At 74.0% G+C, this 17,767-nt stretch carries 14 protein-coding genes and 1 pseudogene; 4 read left to right on the top strand and 11 right to left on the bottom strand.

What is annotated here, in order from left to right; translation table 11 throughout:
• The 3 genes and pseudogenes from ACFV4P_RS31775 to ACFV4P_RS31765 form a co-directional block, all read left to right on the top strand.
• Positions 1-991: pseudogene (locus ACFV4P_RS31775) on the top strand (hypothetical protein); the annotation flags it as partial.
• Positions 992-1,066: 75 nt separating this feature from the next.
• Positions 1,067-1,624, top strand: a complete 558-nt coding sequence (locus ACFV4P_RS31770) for a hypothetical protein (RefSeq protein WP_380476939.1) — start codon at positions 1,067-1,069, stop codon at positions 1,622-1,624.
• Between the two features lie 69 nt (positions 1,625-1,693).
• On the top strand, positions 1,694-2,062 hold the full coding sequence (locus ACFV4P_RS31765; RefSeq protein WP_380476937.1) for a hypothetical protein: 369 nt from the start codon (positions 1,694-1,696) through the stop codon (positions 2,060-2,062).
• Positions 2,063-2,073: 11 nt separating this feature from the next.
• Here ACFV4P_RS31765 and ACFV4P_RS31760 read toward each other — a convergent pair whose 3' ends face one another.
• The 11 genes from ACFV4P_RS31760 to ACFV4P_RS31710 all read right to left on the bottom strand — a co-directional run bounded on the left by ACFV4P_RS31760 (position 2,074) and on the right by ACFV4P_RS31710 (position 16,865).
• Positions 2,074-2,889 carry a hypothetical protein gene (locus ACFV4P_RS31760; RefSeq protein WP_380476936.1) on the bottom strand — a complete coding sequence of 272 codons (816 nt, stop codon included), beginning with the start codon at positions 2,887-2,889 and terminating at the stop codon, positions 2,074-2,076.
• A gap of 58 nt (positions 2,890-2,947) precedes the next feature.
• On the bottom strand, positions 2,948-3,751 hold the full coding sequence (locus tag ACFV4P_RS31755) for a TrmH family RNA methyltransferase (RefSeq protein ID WP_380476935.1): 804 nt from the start codon (positions 3,749-3,751) through the stop codon (positions 2,948-2,950).
• Positions 3,752-3,853: 102 nt separating this feature from the next.
• Entirely contained in the window at positions 3,854-5,083 is a 1,230-nt protein-coding gene (cobA, locus tag ACFV4P_RS31750; protein ID WP_380476934.1) for a uroporphyrinogen-III C-methyltransferase, read from the bottom strand.
• Positions 5,084-5,211: 128 nt separating this feature from the next.
• On the bottom strand, positions 5,212-9,030 hold the full coding sequence (cobT, locus tag ACFV4P_RS31745) for a nicotinate-nucleotide--dimethylbenzimidazole phosphoribosyltransferase (protein WP_380476933.1): 3,819 nt from the start codon (positions 9,028-9,030) through the stop codon (positions 5,212-5,214).
• A gap of 405 nt (positions 9,031-9,435) precedes the next feature.
• Complete coding sequence (cbiE, locus tag ACFV4P_RS31740) at positions 9,436-10,674, bottom strand: precorrin-6y C5,15-methyltransferase (decarboxylating) subunit CbiE (RefSeq protein WP_380476932.1); 1,239 nt, start codon at positions 10,672-10,674, stop codon at positions 9,436-9,438.
• Positions 10,675-10,814: 140 nt separating this feature from the next.
• Positions 10,815-11,453: a GNAT family N-acetyltransferase gene (locus ACFV4P_RS31735; RefSeq protein WP_380476931.1), complete on the bottom strand. Its 639-nt coding sequence runs from the start codon at positions 11,451-11,453 to the stop codon at positions 10,815-10,817.
• Positions 11,454-11,597: 144 nt separating this feature from the next.
• Positions 11,598-12,437, bottom strand: coding sequence for a MetQ/NlpA family ABC transporter substrate-binding protein (locus tag ACFV4P_RS31730; protein WP_380476930.1), 840 nt, complete (start codon positions 12,435-12,437; stop codon positions 11,598-11,600).
• Between the two features lie 70 nt (positions 12,438-12,507).
• Positions 12,508-13,266 (bottom strand): methionine ABC transporter permease, encoded by a 759-nt coding sequence (locus ACFV4P_RS31725; RefSeq protein WP_380476929.1) that lies wholly within the window; start codon positions 13,264-13,266, stop codon positions 12,508-12,510.
• Positions 13,263-14,288 carry a methionine ABC transporter ATP-binding protein gene (locus tag ACFV4P_RS31720; protein ID WP_380476928.1) on the bottom strand — a complete coding sequence of 342 codons (1,026 nt, stop codon included), beginning with the start codon at positions 14,286-14,288 and terminating at the stop codon, positions 13,263-13,265. The genes ACFV4P_RS31725 and ACFV4P_RS31720 overlap by 4 nt, the downstream gene beginning before the upstream one ends.
• Positions 14,289-14,716: 428 nt before the next feature.
• Positions 14,717-15,208 (bottom strand): GNAT family N-acetyltransferase, encoded by a 492-nt coding sequence (locus ACFV4P_RS31715; RefSeq protein ID WP_380476927.1) that lies wholly within the window; start codon positions 15,206-15,208, stop codon positions 14,717-14,719.
• A gap of 289 nt (positions 15,209-15,497) precedes the next feature.
• Entirely contained in the window at positions 15,498-16,865 is a 1,368-nt protein-coding gene (locus ACFV4P_RS31710; protein ID WP_380476926.1) for an FAD-binding oxidoreductase, read from the bottom strand.
• A 348-nt stretch (positions 16,866-17,213) separates the two neighbouring features.
• On the opposite strand from ACFV4P_RS31710, the gene ACFV4P_RS31705 reads away from it, so the two are divergent.
• A complete protein-coding gene (locus ACFV4P_RS31705) occupies positions 17,214-17,699 on the top strand; it encodes a hypothetical protein (RefSeq protein WP_380476925.1) in 486 nt (161 codons plus the stop codon).
• Positions 17,700-17,767: the final 68 nt, after the last annotated feature.

The raw sequence follows: 17,767 nt of genomic DNA, 5'->3' as shown, positions 1-17,767 counted from the left end.
GCCCGGCGCCGTCCGGCGGTCCGCCGCCGACGCTCCGCGTGCCTCGGCCGGTGCGCCGCCCGCCGCCCGCCCGGCGCCCGCCCGTCCCGCGGCAGCGGCCGCGCAGCCCGCTGCCGACGTCGCGGCGGCCGGTGGACGGCCGGTGGCGGCCGCGCAGCCGATGCCCCGGCAGGAGGTGCACCCGGACGCCCGCACCGAGCGGGTGCGGCGCCCGGTCCGGGACGGCGACACGGTGCGCGAGCGCCGACCCGCCGCCGGTTCCGCCGGTCGGGAGCGCACCCCGCTGCCCGGCCGCGACCGCACTCCCCCGCCCGGGCGGGTGCCCGGCCCCGCCCGTCCGACGGCCCGTCAACGGCTGATGCGGCAAAGGCTGGTGGTGTTCGTCACCGTGACGATCGGGGTGGCGCTGGCCATCGCCGTCGCGCAGGGCTGCGAGAACCGCAGCACCCAGGGCCTGCCCGCGCCGACCGCGACGGCCCCGGTGAAGCCGACCACGGGCGCGACGCTGTCGGTGGACGGGGTGAACACGGTCGGCCACGGCGGCTCGGGCCTGGGCCCGGCGCTCGGCAGCCCGCCGTCCGCGGACTGGCCCAACCGCAGCTACCCCGACCCGGCGGGCGGCCCCGCGATCCAGCTGCACGACAGCCACTCCACCGACGCGGGCGCGCCGGTCAGCCTGTCCGCCGTGCTGCCGGCCCGCTACCGGGACGCCCCGGCGACGCTGGTGGTGCTGCGCCGGGTCGAGGGCTCCGTCCCCGTCGACCTGGTGCAGCTGTACGGCTTCAACGGCGACACCCCGGTGCTGATCGCCGGCCGGGCGTCCGCCGCGAACCCCGAGGCCGGGGCGGTGTGGCGGGTGGAGAACGGCGCGCTGATCCGCGAGGAACGGGTGGAGCGCACCGGCGCGGTCTCCTCGACCCGGTACACCGTCCGGCCCGACGGCAGCCTGGAGGAGTCCTGGCCGGGTGCGGGCGTGTCCGGCTCGCACTGATCCGCCGGCCCCGGCGGCAGTAGCGGTGACGGCAGCGGTGACGGGCTGTCAGTGCCCGGCGGGAGCATGTGCCGCATGATGTGGACGACCGACGCGATGCACGTCGCGTACTGCCAGTATTTCCTGTACGGGCCGGAGTTGCCGGACGGCTGGGACGCGCACGCGCTGGCCCGGCTGTTCCACGGCAACGGGGTGGCCGCCGGCTGCCCGGACCACCTGACGGTGCTGTGCGGCACCCACACCGGGCTGATCCGGCTCGGCGTGGAGCGGGCCGCGGAGCGGCCGGCCGAGCCCGGGCCGGAGTGGGAGAGCGCCGTGGAGCTTTCGCTGTACAGCAGCGGCGAGTTGCGGCTGCGGGCCTGGGACGGGGTGGACATCGCCGAGGCCGGCAACCTGGCGCACGCGGGCCGCGGCTGGTACCGGATCCGGGTGCAGACCCGGGGACGCGACCGGGGCCGGGAGACCGACACCGCCGCCCGCCCCGTCGAGGAGCACCGGCTGACGGTCTGGCCCGCTCCCCCGTCGCCCGACCTGGTGCTGCGGGTGGGCGACCTGACGGGCCGTCGCCATCACAAGCCGGGCCGGCCGGCGCCGCAGCCGATATCGCCGCCGGCGGCCCGCCGGGCAGCCTGACGGGTCATCGGCCGGTCACGGCGGATAATGATCCGCGGAAATCGGGCGAGACCAGGAGGTACGGGAGCGATGGCGCTGGTCGCGGGAGTGCGCGTCAAGCTGGTGGTGGATGTGGAGCTGGGGGACGCGTCCGGGAGCGGGGAGCCCGTGGGCGTCCTGCTGCTGGGGGCGGGCGTCGAGGGCACCGTCGAGCACGTGGTCGGGGAGGTGGCGGCACCCGAGGAGGTCCGCGAGTACGAGCGGCTGCGGGCGCTGCACGACGACTACGGGCACACCATGCCCGCCGAGAGCCTCAAGCAACTGGAGGGCCAGATCGCCACGTTGACGCCGCACTGGGAGGCGTTCCAGGTGCGGGGGCCGCGCTCGTCGGTCCGGGTGCGCTTCGACAACGGGTTCGTGCTGGACGGGGCCGACGAGGCGGTGCTGGCGGCGCTCTAGAAGATGGCGCTCTAGAAGCGGTCGTGCTCCTCCCAGTCGTACCAGCCGTCGCCCAGCGGGTTGTAGTAGCCCCGCTTGGTCGGCGGGGTGGTGCCGGGCGGGAAGTACGCGTAGCCGTGGGGGGCGAACGCGCCGGTGCCGCCGATGGCGAACCTCACACCGTCGCCGGTGAACTCGGTCCCGATGACGCGGTAGCCCGCGACCCAGCCCTGGTCGGCCGTGCCGGTGGCCAGGGCGTGCTCGGCCCAACCGGTGAGGGCTGGGCGGGCCAGCGCGAACCGGGCCTCGGCGGGGTCGGTCCGGGTGACCGTCAGCACGGTGGCGGCGAGCAGCAGCGGCGCCACCGCCCAGCGCCAACGGCCGGACGGGGACTCGGCGTTGCGGGCGACGGGCCACTGCTGCCACAGCAGCCAGGCGAGCGGCAGGCCGACCAGCGTCAACCCGCCGACGCCGAGCAGGCCAAGGTCCCAGCCCGGGACGCTGAAGCCCAGCACGACGGCGGCGCAGCCCAGCGCGAGGCCGAGCAGCGCGCTGGCGCCGGGGCGGCGCGGGCGGGTGAGCGGCCGTTCGACCGTCGCACCGATCACCACGACGGCGATCAGCAAGAACGGGAACGCGATCGGCAGCAGCATCAGTGGTGCGACCGTCGGAGCCACCCTGAGCAGCGACAGGAACATTCCGCCCACCATCGCGGCGAGTTTCATCGCGCGGTGCAGTCCTCCCTCGGGCAGCGCCACGACGGTGGCCATCAGGGCGGCCAGCAGCAGTGGACCCCGGTAGCCGGGGAGGGTGAGGCGGCGCAGCGCCACGGTGCGGTCGGTGATCATGGCGGCATGTCTACCGTTTAACCGTGTCGAGTCTCAACTCCCCTGGCAGGGACGGGAGTCAGCCGTGGTTCACCGCGTAGAACGCGATCGCGGCGGCGGCGCCGACGTTGAGCGAGTCGATGCCGTGGGCCATCGGGATGCGTACCCGCTGGTCGGCGGCGGCGAGGGCCTTCGGGGTCAGGCCGTCGCCCTCGGCGCCCAGCATCAGGGCCGCTCTGGGGAGCAGGTGGGACTTGGCGACGGTGAAGTCCTCGGCGCCGGACGGGGTGAGGGCGAGCAGTTCGAAGCCGGCCTCGCGGACGGCGGCGAGGGAGTCCGGCCACGGGTCGAGGCGGGCGTACGGGACGGAGAACACCGCGCCCATGGACGTCTTGACGGCACGTCGGTAGAGCGGGTCGGCGCAGTCCGGGGAGAGCAGGACGGCGTCCATGCCGAGAGCCGCCGCCGAACGGAAGATCGCACCGAGGTTGGTGTGGTCGACCAGGCCCTCCAGCACGGCGACGCGACGCGCGCCGTCGAGGACCTCGGCCGCGGTCGGCAGGGGCTTGCGCTCCATCGACGCGAGGGCGCCGCGGTGCACGTGGTAGCCGGTGACGCGCTCGGCGAGGGCGGGCTCGACGAGATGGACGGGGGCGTCGGCCTCCTCGATCACGTCGGCCATCACGCCGAGCCACTTCGCGGTGAGCAGCATCGACCGCATGCGGTAGCCGGCGGCGAGGGCCCGGCGGATGACTTTCTCGCCCTCGGCGATGAACAGGCCCTCGGCCGGTTCGCGCCGACGGCGGAGCTCGACGTCGGTGAGGTCGGTGTAGTCGCTCAGCCGGGGGTCGGCGGCGTCGGTGACGGTGATGGGCTCAGACACTGGATGATTTTCGCACGTGGGGGGAATCGGAAGAGGTCGGAGCAGGGGACTGGAACGGCGGAACGCTCGGCGCCCCCGTGACCGACCGCAGACGCGGGGCCTTCAGCCCAGAACGTCGACCACGTCACCGATGACGATGACCGCCGGGGGCTTGATGCCCTCGGTGAGGACGGTGTCGCCGATGGTGGCGAGGGTGGCGTCGATGCGGCGTTGGGCGGAGGTGGTGCCCTCCTGGACGACGGCGACGGGGGTGTCGGCGGGGCGGCCGTGCTTCAACAACTCGGCGGCGATGGCGGCGATCTTGTCGACGGCCATCAGCAGGACCAGGGTGCCGGTCATACCGGCGACGGCCTGCCAGTTGGTGAGGGAGCGCTCGCCGGGGCCGACGTGGCCGGAGATCACGGTGAACTCGTGGGTGAGGCCGCGGTGGGTGACGGGGATGCCGGCGGCGGCGGGGACGCTGATGGAGGAGGAGATGCCGGGGACGACGGTGACGGGGACGCCCGCGTCCAGGCAGGCGAGGAGTTCCTCGCCGCCGCGGCCGAAGACGTACGGGTCGCCGCCCTTGAGGCGGACCACGAACTTTCCGGCCTTGGCGTGGTCGATCAGGGTCTGGTTGATCGCTTCCTGGGCCATGTAGCGGCCGTAGGGGATCTTCGAGGCGTCGATCACCTCGACGTGCGGCGGGAGTTCGGCGAGCAGCTCGCGGGGGGCGAGCCGGTCGGCGACGACCACGTCGGCGTCCGCGAGGAGTCGGCGTCCGCGGACGGTGATCAGGTCGGGGTCGCCGGGGCCGCCGCCGACCAGGGCGACGCCCGCGCCGCGGGCGCGGTACTGGCGGGCGGCGAGGGAGCCGTCGCGCAGGCCCGCGAGGATGGAGTCGCGGAGGGCGGCGGAGTGCCGGGGGTCGCCGGTGAGGACGGCGACGGTCGCGCCGGCGTCGTGGCCGGAGGCGGGCGTCCAGGCGGTGGCGGCGGAGGCGTCGTCGCTGCGGGAGCAGAACACCCGGAGGCGTTCGGCCTCGGCGGAGACGGCGGTGTTGACGTCCGGGTCGTCGGTGGCGACCAGGACGTACCAGGTGTCGGCCAGGTCGCCGTCCGCGTACGGGCGCTGGTGCCAGGTGAGTTCACCGGCGTCGGCCATCGCGGAGACGGCCGGGGTGGTGGCCGGCGCTATCAGGTGCAGGTCGGCGCCGGCGGCGATCAGTGCGGGCAGGCGGCGCTGGGCGACCTGGCCGCCGCCGATCACGACGACGCGGCGGCCGGCCAGCAGCAGCCCGACGGGGTACGGGGTGAGGCCCTGGGTGGACGGGTGCGGGTGCGGCGCGGTCATCGGCGGGAGCTCCTGGGTTGGGCAGCGGTGCGGGAACCCCGTACCGGGCGCGCCCTCTGGCCGGGTACGGGCCGGCGGTGGTCGCCCCCGCTCGGTGGAGCGGGGGCGGCCGGGTGCCGGATGGTGGGTCAGGCCTTCTCGGTGACTCCGGCGGAGTCGAAGGTGGCTACATCGTGCATCGCCCGGGCGGCGCTCTGCACCAACGGCAGGGCGAGCAGGGCACCGGTGCCCTCGCCGAGACGCAGGTCCAGGTCGATCAGCGGGCGCAGGCCGAGCCTGGCGAGCGCGGTCTGGTGGCCCGGCTCGGCGGAGCGGTGACCCGCGATGCAGGCCGCCAGCACCTCCGGTGCGATGGCCCTGGCGACCAGCGCGGCCGAGCCGGCGATCACGCCGTCCAGGATGACCGGGGTGCGCAGCGAGGCCGCGCCGAGCAGGAAGCCGGCGATCGCGGCGTGCTCCAGCCCGCCGACGGCGGCGAGCACGCCGATCGGGTCGGCCGGGTCCGGCTTGTGCAGGTCGAGGGCCTGGCGGATCACCTCGACCTTGCGGGCGTGGGTGGCGTCGTCGATGCCGGTGCCGCGACCGGTCACCTCGGCCGGGTCGGTCTCGGTGAACACCGAGATCAGCGCGGCGGAGGCGGTGGTGTTGGCGATGCCCATGTCGCCGGTGATCAGCACCTTGTTGCCGGCCGCGACCAGGTCGCGGGCGGTCTCGATGCCGACCTCGATCGCGCGGACGGCCTCGTCGCGGCTCATCGCCGGGCCCTGCGTCATGTCGTCGGTGCCGGGCTTGACCTTGCGCGGCAGCAGGCCGGTGGTGCGGCCGTTCTGGATGGCGTCCGGCAGTTCGGCGGCGACGCCGACGTCCACCACGCACACCTCGGTGCCGATCTGCGCGGCGAACGCGTTGACCACCGCTCCCCCGGCCAGGAAGTTCCCGACCATCTGTGCGGTGACCTCCTGCGGCCACGGCGTCACGCCCTGGGCGTGCACCCCGTGGTCGCCGGCGAAGATCGCCACGCAGCCCGGCTCCGGGATCGGCGGCGGGCAGCTGCGGGCCAGACCGGACAGCTGCGCCGCGATGATCTCCAGCACGCCGAGCGACCCGGCGGGCTTGGTCATCCGCTTCTGCCGGTCCCACGCCTCCCCGAGCGCCTTGGCGTCCAGCGGGCGGATGCCGCGCAGCGTGTCGGAGAGCAGGTCGTGCGGCTCCTCGCCGGGCAGGGCGCGGTTGCCGTACTGCTCCTCGTGCACCACCCAGGACAGCGGGCGCTTCTTCGCCCAGCCCTGCTGCGCCAGCTCCGGCTCGTCCGGGAACGCGTCCACGAAGCCGACGCACAGGTAGGCGACGACCTCCAGGTGCTCGGGCAGGCCGAGTTCGCGGACCAGTTCCTCGTCGTCGAAGAAGCTCACCCAGCCGACGCCCAGGCCCTCGGCGCGGGCCGCCAGCCACAGGTTCTCCACCGCGAGGGCCGCCGAGTACGGGGCCATCTGCGGCTGGGTGTGGCGGCCCAGCGTGTGCCGGCCGCCGCGGGTGCGGTCGGCGGTCACCACGATGTTGACCGGGGTTTCGAGGATCGCCTCGATCTTGATTTCCTTGAACTGCTTCGCCCGGCCCTTGGGCAGCGAGTCCGCGTACGCCTCGCGCTGACGTTCTGCCAGCTCGTGCATCTTCCGGCGGGTCTTGGCGGAGCGGATCACCACGAAGTCCCACGGCTGCGAGTAGCCGACGCTCGGCGCGGTGTGCGCCGCCTCCAGCACCCGGATCAGCACCTCGTGCGGGATCGGGTCCGGGCGGAAGCCGTTGCGGACGTCGCGGCGCTCGCGGATCACCTGGTGGACGGCCTCGCGGCCCGCGTCGTCGTAGGCGGGCGCGGCGGGGCCGCGGTCCTCCTCCGGGGCTACGGGGGCTTCGGGGGCCTCGGGGGCCTCGGTGGAAGCGGCGGGGTCGGCCGGGTCGGTGGAGGCGGCGGGGTCGGTCTCCGCTTCGGTTTCGGTCTCGGCTTCGGCTTCGGTCTCGGCCGGGGTCTCGGCTTCGGCTTCGGTGGCTGCGGCGGGCTCCGGTGCGGCCTCGGCCTCGGGCTCGGCCGGGGTCTCGACGGCAGCCGGCTCCGCGACGGGCTCGGCCTCGGTCTCGGCGGCGGGGTCGGCTGCCGGTTCCTCGACGGGGACGACGGCTTCCGCTTCCTCGGTGGGCGCGGTGGCGGCGTCGGCGACGGGCGCAGTGGCCTCGGCAACCGGCTCGGTGGCCTCGGCGGGCTGCGGGGTTCCGGGCTGTAGCAGCGGCAGTCCGGCGGGCGCGGCGAGGAATGCGGAGATGCGGCGGTGCGCACCTCGTCCGGCCGGCTTCTCGGCCTGCTCGGGGGCCTGCTCGGCCTCGGCCTGGGCCTCGGCTGCGGGCTCGGTTTCCTGCGGGGCGGGCTGCTCGGTCGGCTGCTCGACGGCGGGTGCCTCCGGCTGCTCGGCCGACGGGGCGTCAGCGGCGGCCTCGGGTTGCGGCTCCGACGGGGCCTCGACGGGCTCGGTGGCCACGGCCTCGCTCGCGACCGGCTCGACGACGGGCACGGACTCGGCGGCGGGCACGGGCTCAGCCGCGGGCACGGGCTCGGCAGCAGGTGCTTCCTCCGCCGGGGCGTCCGCGACGGGCGCAGCTTCGGCCGTCGGGGCGTCCGCCGGGGCCTCTTCGGCAGCGGGCTCGGCGACGGCGGGCGTCTCTGCGGCCGGCACCTCGACGGCAGCGGCCTCGACAGCAGCGGCCTGGGCAACCGGGACCTCGGCGACAGGTGCCGGGGTGGCGGCGGGGGCCGCGGGCTCGACCGGTTCGACGAACACGGGCGTCAGGCTCGCGGCGGGCGCGGCGACGGCCACGGCCTCCGGCGTGGGCTGCGCAGGGACCTCGGCCACGACGGGTGCAGCGGGCTCGACCGCGATCGGCTCGGCAGCGGCCACCGGCTCGACGGCGATCGGCTGAGCGGCGGCGGCCTCCGGTTCGGCGGCGGGCGCTTCCTCGGCAGGTGCGACCGACTCGACGGGCGCAGCCTGCTCAACGGGCACGGCCTGGACGGCAGGTGCGGCCTGCTCGGCCGGAACAACCTGCTCGGCAGGCGCAGCCGACTCGGCCTGCTCCGTGGGTGCAGCCGACTCGGCGGGCGCAGCCGGCGCGGCCTGCTCCGTGGGTGCAGCCTGCTCCGCCAGCACGGCCTGCTCGGCGGGCGCAGCCGACGCGGCCTGCTCGGCGGCGACGGCGGCCGCGGCGGCCTCCACCACCTCCGGCTGCACGGGCGCGGGCACCAGCACGGGCTGTGCGGGCGCCACCTGGGCCTGCACGGCCTGCGGCGGCTGCGGCTGCGGCTGCGGCTGCTGCACCGTTTCGGCGGGGGCCGCGGGCACTCCGAACGCGGGCGTGCCGCCGGGGGTGGACGGGCCGCGGTCGGCCAGCGAGCGGACCGGGACGTGACCGGTCATCAGCGACGGGTCCGGGATCGGCGGGCCGGCGTGCAGCGGGCGGCGCTGCTGGGGCGGCGTCAGCAGCGGCGCGGCGGCCTGCTGCGCCTGCGGGGCGCCCGGCTGCGCGGCCGGGGCGTCCTCCGCGGTGAGCACCGGCGGGGCGAGCGGCGGCCAGGACGGCGCGACGGGGCTACCGGGCGGCTGCTCCTCCGTGGCGGCCTCGGTGGCAGCGGCAGCAGCGCCGTCGGCGGGCTCGCCCATCTCGACGACGCCGTGCACGGCGTCGCCCCAGGCGGTCTGGGGGGCGGGCATCAGCAGCACGTCGTCGTCCTCGTCGCCGTCGGGCTGGTCGAGGAAGGTGTACGCGGGCCGCTGTTCGCCGTTCCATCCGGGGGCGGCCTGCTGAAGGGGCGCGCCGAGGTGGTGCTCCGGAACGGGTCCGCCGGGCCCGGTTTCGGGCGCGAGGGGACCGGCGTGGGGGGCGTGGCCGCCGTCGGTCATGTCAATGCTCCTTCCAGGCCGCTTGCGCGTCCTCGGCGGGTTCCCGGAGGTCCCGCCCACTTCGCCGGGGCGGAGCCGCACCGACCCGTCCCTTACTTCATCGGTCGTCACCCGCAGGGGTGGCGTTGCCATCAGAAACAACGACAGCCCCGGGCAACCGGCACGACGGCGCGGCCGCTTTCGGACCCTCACGGCATTCTTCCGGGCTGGTGCGCACCGCGTCGAATGCCCGCGAAGCGGGCCGTTCGGGTTGCAGCGCGTCAAATCGGCGGTAACCGTGCCGAATCGGACACGGTGCAGCCTTGACGAGTTGCCCCCGGGGAAAACCCTACCGGGCACGGCCGAACCGTTCTCGAAACCCTGTCCGGATGCGACGGGGATCACCGTACCGTCGGGGACTGACGATCAGTCGCGCGGTTCGGCCCAGATCAGCAGGGTGTAGTCGCCGCGGCCGAAGGAGGGGCCGCCGCCGGCGGCCGGTTCGGCGCGCAGGGGGGCGGACTGGAGCAGCAGGCCGTCGGTGCGGTAGCCGGCGGCGTCGAGGATCTGCCGGGTCTCGCCGGCTTCGGCGAGGCTGCGGGCGACGGCGACGACGCGTTCGGGTCTGCGGGCGACGACGGCGCCGACCATGGCGGGGCCGCCGTTCTCGACGGCGACGGCGTCGGGCTCGGGGAGCGCCCCGAGGACGTCCGGTCCGGTGCCGGCGGCGGTCTCGATCTCGACGCCGGCCTTGCGGGCGTTGGCGGCGATCCGGGCGCAGTCGGCGGGTTCGGCCTCGACGGCGACCACGGCGGCGCCGAACCGGGCGGCTTCGACGGCGAGCGCGCCGTCGCCGGCCCCGACGGTCCACAGCAGGTCGCCGGGGGTGGGTGCGAGGCGGGCGAGCGCCAGCGCGCGGACGTGCGGGGGCAGTGCGCGGGGGCGCTTGCCATCGGTGTCCGCGCCCGCGTACGCCCGGCTGGGGAGCGCCCAGCCGCGCTGCGGTCCGGGGTGGTCGAGGGGTTTGCCGGCCAGCCAGCCGGCGGCGGCCTCGGTGGGCGGGACGTTGCCGATGACCAGGACGACGGAGGGGTCGCGCCAGTCGTGGTCGGGGACGCGTTCGGAGGTGAGGACGGTGACGTCCTCGTCGGGGGTGCCGAGGGCCTCGCAGACCACGAAGGTGCGGGGGACGCCGCGTAGCATCAGGGCGAGTTCGCTGGGGCCGGCGTCGGCGGTGGTGAGGACGGCGACCTTGGGGTGCGCGCGGCAGACGTTGGCGGCGCGGCGCAGTCGTCCGCCGTGCGCGGAGACCACCTGGGCGTCCTCCCAGGGCATGCCGGCGCGGGCGAAGGCGACGGCCACCGAGGAGACGGCGGGCAGCACTTCGAGTTCGAGGCCGTACTCGGGGCGGCGCAGGGTGCGCACGACGCCGAAGAAACCGGGGTCGCCCTCGGCGACGACGACGGCGGTGCCGCGGTGGTCGGCGAGGCGGCGGGCGGCGGCCCGCAGGTCGGCGAGGCCGATGCGTTCGGCGCGTTCCGGTACGGGGAGTGCGGCGAGCTGGTAGCCCGCTCCGGCGACCAGGGTGGCTGCGGCGAGTGCGCCGGCGGCCGCCTGGGTCAGTGGTGTGCCGTCCCACCCGATGACCGTGATCCGGTCAGCCATCTGCGGCTATTCTCCCTACGCCGTGTTCCGCCCCTGGTGGGTGTGCCGGTGCGGTGTGTGCTTCGCGGTCGGCGCTCCCTCGGCAGAGGCTACCGCGTGGCCGGGGTGGTGCGGAGCCGTGGCGCGCGCCCGGGGCGTGTTCAGGGGCGTGTTCTGGGGCGCAGGGCGTGGTGCCGGTCGGCGGGATGGGCGGGTTCGGGCGGGTCGAGGTCCTCGGGGAGCAGGCTCCACACGATCAGGTCGGTGTGCTCCTCCGGGCCGGGGCCCCATTCCCCGCCGCGGACTATCGCGGCGTTGCGGAGCACGCCTTCGCTGATCGCGCCGGTCTTCTGGGCGACCTGCTGGGCGGCGGTGTTGCCGGCGGGGGTGCGCAGTTCGAGGCGCTGGAAGCCGCGGTCCTCGAACAGCCACTGGGCGGTGCCGAGCACGGCTTCGGGCGCGTAGCCCTCGCCGCGGGCCCAGGGGGCGGTGACGCAGCGGACCTCGGTGGCGCGCAGGCGCCAGTCGGTGCGGTCGAGTTCGAGGAGGCCGACCAGCCGCTGGGTGAGGTGTTCGGTGACGGCGAAGACGATTCCGCGCCCCCGGGTGCGGCGCTCGGGCGCCTGACGGGCGATCAGATCCCGGGCGTCGGCCTCGGCGTAGGGCCGGGGATGGTCGGTCCAGGTCTGGACGAGTTCGTCGGAGAGCATCGCGGTCAGGCCGGGGGCGTCCTGCTCCTCAAGGGCGCGCAGCAGCAGCCGGTCGGTGCTGATGGCTGTCTCGGGGAAGTTCGCAACCATGCCGTCTCTCCTCGCCGGGTCGTGGACACCGTACGCCCCGCCCTCTTCGGGCGTGTCAGCGTACCTGTTCCGTCCCTCGCGGCTCGTCGGCACGGTGCCCCCGGCGGGGAGGCCGGGGGCACCGCGGGAATTCCGGGGCGTGGATCAGAAGGCGGGGATGACGGCGCCCTGGAAGGTGTCGTCGATGTACTTCTTGACCGCGTCGGAGTGCAGCAGCTCGGCGAGCTTCTTGACCCGCGGGTCGTCCTGGTGGCCCTTCTTGACGGCCAGGATGTTGGCGTACGGGTTGCCCTGGGCCTTCTCCAGCACCAGCGCGTCGGTGGACGGCTTGAGGTTGGCGCCGAGCGCGTAGTTGCCGTTGATGACGGCGGCGTCGACCTCGTCGAGGGCGCGCGGCAGCTGGGCGGCCTCCAGCTCCTTGAACTTCAGGTGCTTGGGGTTGGAGGCGATGTCGTCGGCGGTGGCGGTGGTGCCGGCGCCGTCCTTGAGGGTGATGACGTTGTTGTCGGCGAGCAGCTTGAGCGCCCGGCCCTCGTTGGTGGCGTCGCTCGGGACGGCGATCTGGGCGCCGTCCTTGAGGTCGGCGATGCCCTTGACCTTCTTGGAGTAGACGCCGAGCGGCTCCAGGTGGACGGTCTCGACGGAGACCACGTCGGTGCCGTTCTTCTTGTTGAAGTCGTCCAGGTAGGGCTGGTGCTGGAAGAAGTTCGCGTCCGCGGATCCGTCCTGGACCGAGGTGTTGGGGGTCACGTAGTCGCTGACCTCCTTGATGTCCAGCTTGAGGCCGGCCTGCGACGCCAGGTTGTCCTGCACGAACTTGAGGATCTGCGCGTGCGGGGTGGAGCTGGCGGCGATCACCAGCGGCTTGTTCGGGTCGGCCGAGGCAGCGGAGTCGGAGCTGCCGGAGCTGGAGCAGGCGGTGAGGCCGACGACGAGGCCGGTGGCGGTGGCGGCAAGGACGGCGGTCTTCAGAACGTTACGCACGAAAAGTGCCTTTCTGCGGGTTGCGAACGACCCTGGTGGGCCGGGGCCGCTCCTGGTGGGGAGCGGTGGTTCAGTGCGAGGACGCGAGGTCCTCGACGGTCTTCTCGGCGCGCGGCGCGGCCTTGGCGGCCTTCGCGGCGCGGAGGAGGCTCAGCGTGCTGCGGTAGTTGCCGCGGTGGCCGAGTCGGCGGGCGGTCAGGTCGCCGAGCAGTTGCAGCGCGGTGACGATGATCACGATCTCGGCGACGATGACCCACATGAAGGCGGTCTCGAAGCGCTGGTAGCCGTAGCGGATGGCGAGGTCGCCGAGCCCGCCGCCGCCGACCACGCCGGCCATCGCGGAGTAGCCGATCAGCGCGATCAGCGTGGTGGTGAAGGCGGAGACCAGCGACGGCAGGCTCTCCGGCAGCAGGGTCTTGCGGACGATGGTGCCGGTCCCGGCACCCATCGCCTTGAGCGCCTCGATCAGTCCGCCGTCCACCTCGCGCACCGCGGTCTCCACCAGCCGGGCGAAGAACGGGATGGCGCCGATGGCGAGCGGGACGGTGGCGGCCTGCCAGCCGAGCGAGGTGCCCCCGGCGAGCAGCTTGGTGAACGGGATCACCGCGACGATCAGGATGACGAACGGGATGGAGCGCCCGACGTTGACGATCACTCCGAGCACCCGGCTGACGGCCTGGTTCTGCAGCAGGCCGCCCTGGCCGGTGAGCACCAGCAGCAGCCCGAGCGGCAGGCCGACCACCAGGGTGGCGAGGCCGGCCAGGCCGACCATGCCGAGGGTCTCCCAGGTGGCGGGCCACATCAGTTCCTGCATCCGGTCCCAGGTCATGCCGCCGCTCCGTTCGACAGGTCGAGGACGTCCACCTGGAGTCCCTGTTGGCGCAGGTAGCCGATCGGCACCACGTTGTCGGTGTGGCTGCCGGGCAGTTCGACCCGCATCCGGCCGACCAGGCGGCCGGCGATGGTCTCCACGGCGGCGCCGAGGATGTTGATGTCGATCTGGTACGTCCGGGCCAGCTGGGAGACGAACGGCTGGGCGGGCGCGTCGCCCTGGAAGGTGATCTCCAGGACGGTGCGGTCCGCGGCGCCGGACCCGAAGTCGCCGAGCGGGAACAGGTCCCGGGCGATCCGCGAGTGGCCGTCGGCGAGCAGGTCGGTGAGCTGTCCGGTCTCGACGACCTTGCCGCCGCGCATCAGGGCCGCGGAATCGCAGACCGACTTGATGACGTCCATCTCGTGGGTGATCAGCAGCACGGTGAGGCCGAGCTGCTGGTTGAGGTCGCGCAGCAGCTTGAGGATCGAGCGGGTGGTCTCCGGGTCGAGGGCGCTGGTGGCCTCGTCGGAGAGCAGCACCTTCGGGTCGCCGGCCAGTGCGCGGGCGATGCCGACGCGCTGCTTCTGGCCGCCGGAGAGCTGGCTCGGGTAGCTGCCGGCCTTGTCGGCGAGGCCGACCAGGTCGAGCAGCTCGGCGGCCTTGCGGCGGCGGTCGTGCCGGTCCAGGCCGATGATCTCCAGCGGGAGTTCGACGTTCTGCTGGACGGTGCGCGAGGACAGCAGGTTGAAGTGCTGGAAGACCATGCCGATCCGCCGCCGGGCCTCGCGCAGTTCGCGTCCGGCGCGCTGCTCGCTGCCGGCCAGCGCGGTCAGCTCGACGCCGTCCACGGTGACGGTGCCGGAGGTGGGCCGCTCCAGCAGGTTGACGCACCGGATCAGGGTGGACTTGCCGGCGCCGCTGGTGCCCACGACGCCGAAGACCTCGCCCTCCCGCACGTGCAGGTCGACGCTGTCCAGCGCCAGGACGTCACGGCCCCGGGAACGGTAGACCTTGGTCAGGCCCTTGGTGGTGATCACAGCTGCTTCCGTTGTTCGTCGGCGGATGTTCATCGGCGGACTGCCGTGGAGGCGTCCGCGCCGGACGGCACCTGGTGCCGGGAGGAAGAGTGGGTGCCGGCGTCGGGCCGTGGGTCACCGGTCGAAAATGGCCGCGCGGAAGGCGTGGCTCTGTCGAGTCTTCGGTGGGCGGGACGTCAGCGGGGCGCGCCGGGCGCAAGCCTCAGCGACAACACATTCGACGCATTCGACGGCACATGCGTCGCTCACCTGCCGGCGTCGCGCCGGTGGGGATGCATGTCGTCGTCGTGGTCATGGAACCCAGTAAATCAGACATTTGGTGAACGTCCCAACTCCCAGGACGCGCTGTCCGGCATCTGGACACGACCCTTGCGGGACAAGGCCGCGGCACCCGCCCCGGTGTTCGGGACGGGCGCCGCAGGGGTGGTTCAGGCCGCCAGCGAGGTCTCGCCGGGCTTGGCCAGGGTGACGATCGACATCCGCCGGGAGACCTCGCGGACCTCGGTCTCGCGGTAGCCGAGGCGCCGGTACAGCCGCAGGCTGCCGCTGCGGTGGCCGGTGAACAGTTCGAAGCCGGCACTGGCGCCGTCCTCGGTGAGCTGCGCCTCCAGCGCGGTCAGCAGGCGGCGGCCGAGGCCGTGCCGCTGCATCCGCGGGTGCACGGCCAGCCGGTCGATCTGGCCGACGCCGGCCTCGTCCACCCAGCCGCGCACCGAGCCGACCACCTCGTCGCCCAGGCGGGCCACCAGGGCGCGGTGCTCGGCGAGTTCGGCCTGGAGGCTCTCCAGGCTCTGGGTCAGCGGTTCGAGGTTCCAGTCGCTGTACAGCTCGGCCTCGCTCTGGAAGGCGAGGTACTGGAGCTTGAGGATCTGCTCCGCTTCATCCGGTCGTGCCGCTGCGATGATCACACTCATGCCCATGTGAGGGGGCCTCCATCGTCAATCGCCCGGCGCGCGCGAGTGAGGGTCTGGCACCGGCCTTGTCCGAGGTGCGCCCGGACGGGGATCGGCCCGGCCCGGGAAAAGCGCGACACGTCCCACCGGACGGTGGTCCGAGACGTCGGAACTGACGCGCTGACGCTCAGTATCCGGACGGTCGGGCTACCGTCAAGAGAGACGTTCGCCAGCGCTCTACCCCGCCGACCGCCGCTCTCAACCTCGCGGACGCCCGACGTGGCGAGCGTCACGCCGCCCCGTCGAGCGTCCTCCCTCACCCGCTCGGACGAATGTTCTGGTTCACCCGGAACAGGTTGCCCGGGTCGTAGCGGTCCTTCAGCGCCACCAGCCGCTCGTACTTCGCCAGCCCGTACGCCTCCACCACCCGGCCCTGCCCCTCCAGGCCCATCAGGTTCACGTACGCCCCGCCGGAGGAGAACGGCCGCATCGCCTCCCAGCACCGCCGCGCCCACGCCACCTGCGGCTCCGCCGGGCCGGTCGTCCACCGGCCCACCGCGCTCAGCAGGTACGGGGCCTGCCGGTAGGTGTACGCGCCGTCCTCCGCGCCCACCCGGGCCACCGCGCCGCCCAGGAACGCCAGCTGGACGTGCGCGTCCGGCGAGGGCAGGGCGGCCACCTGCTCGGCCAGGCAGTCGATCGCCGCGCCGTCCAGCACCGACAGGAACTCGGAGCGGCCGAACACGCCCGCGCCCGGACCCCGGCCGGTGTCCAGCATCTGCTGCCACAGCGTGTACGGGCGGGTCTGCACGGTGTCCGCGACCACGCCCGGCAGCGCGCGCAGCGGCGCCACCACCTCCCGGCCGCGGTCCGCCCGCCCGGCCCAGCACAGGCCGATCCGCACCGCGGCCTTCCCCGCCGGCAGCTCCGACACCCCGCGCGGACGGCCGAACTCGCACGCCGCCGTCAGCCCGTCCGGGGCCTGCGCCATGAAGTCCCGCACCGCCGCCACCGTCTCCGCCAGCGCCTCCCCGGGCAGGTACAGCGCCCCGCACAGCACGTGCGGGCCCACCCGGTGCAGGCGGTACGTGAACGAGGTGACCACGCCGAAGTTCCCGCCGCCGCCGCGCAGCCCCGCGAACAGCTCCGGGTGCGAGGCAGCGCTCGCCGTCAGCAGCCGGCCCTCGGCGGTCACCACATCCGCCTCCACCAGGTTGTCGCAGGTCAGCCCGTACGCCCTGGCCAGCCAGCCGATGCCGCCGCCGAGCGTGGTCCCCGCGATGCCCGCCGCCGAGTAGGGCGCGCCCGGCGCGGCCAGGCCGAACGCCTGCGTCTCGTGGTCGAACCCGCCCCAGGTCACTCCCGGCTGCGCCCGGGCGGTCCGCCGCTCCGGGTCCACCCGCACCCCCGTCAGGCCGGACAGGTCGATCAGCATCGCGCCCTCGCCCGTCCCCAGGCCCGCCAGGCTGTGCCCCGCGCCCCGGACCGCCGCCGGCAGCCCGTGCTCCCGGGCCACGGCGACCGCCTGCAGCACGTCCGCGACGCCGGTGCACTGCGCGATCACCGCGGGGCGCCGGTCCACCGCCGCGTTCCACACCCCCCGCGCCCGGTCGTACTCCGCGTCCCCGGGCACCACGATCCGCCCCCGGAACCCCTCGGCAAGCGTCACGGCTGCGTCGGCCATGGCCCCAGCCTAGGCGGGCTGCCCGCTGCCCGCTCCACCGGAATCGGAGCGGCGGAATCCGGATTCCCATGGCGAATGCATTGCCATTGCTTTTCCGGAGTGATGCCCGTCACTGATCATTTTCGCCTACCGTGATCAAGCAACCGGAATATCCGACCGTCCGTCTCCGATGCCCTTTTCGTTCCCGCACTGACATGTAACGGACAGTCACATCCGCCATGCTCTGCCGCCCCATGGCTGCTTGCCCTCCCCATACGCACCGGACATCATCGTCCCGGCCGCACCGGAAAACCCGGCCGCGGCCGCCGGAAGCACGTCCTTCATTCGCCTTCATATCTGGGGGGAAGTATGCGACTCGTCCACCGTCTTGCCGCGACCACGGCCGCGGCCGTCTCCGTTCTGGCCCTGTCCGGAGCGACCACCGCCGCCTCCGCGGCGGACCAGCCGGGGCAGCTGATCGGCTCGGCCTCCGTCGCCGTGACCGAACCGGCCGCCAAGGGCGTCCAGGAGGCCGGCGGCAACTGCAACTACGAGGTCTCCTGCACCAAGCTGAGCAACGGCACCCTGTACGTGGCCGTCTACCAGGGCACGAACTTCGGCAACGACATACACGACACCTTCGAGAAGACCGGCGGCGGCACCATCACCGCGCGCTTCGCGTACAACGCGGGCCACGGGACGCTGTACGACCAGGGCGCTTTCACCCAGTCGGCGGGCCAGACCAAGTACTTCCGCTGGCAGAACCAGACCATCGACTACTGCGCCCAGGTGGTCGGCATCCTCGACGTGACCGGCCAGGGGTCGTTCCAGACGCCGCCCGTGTACATGTGCTGACACGCGCCGTCCGCGGCCCGCGCCCGAAAGGGGCGCGGGCCGTTCGCACCTTCCCTTCCGACCTGGAT

Origin of the sequence: Kitasatospora sp. NPDC059795 (assembly GCF_042732175.1) — a bacterium.
GTDB lineage: Bacteria > Actinomycetota > Actinomycetes > Streptomycetales > Streptomycetaceae > Kitasatospora.
This window is presented reverse-complemented; position numbering and strand designations above follow the sequence as displayed.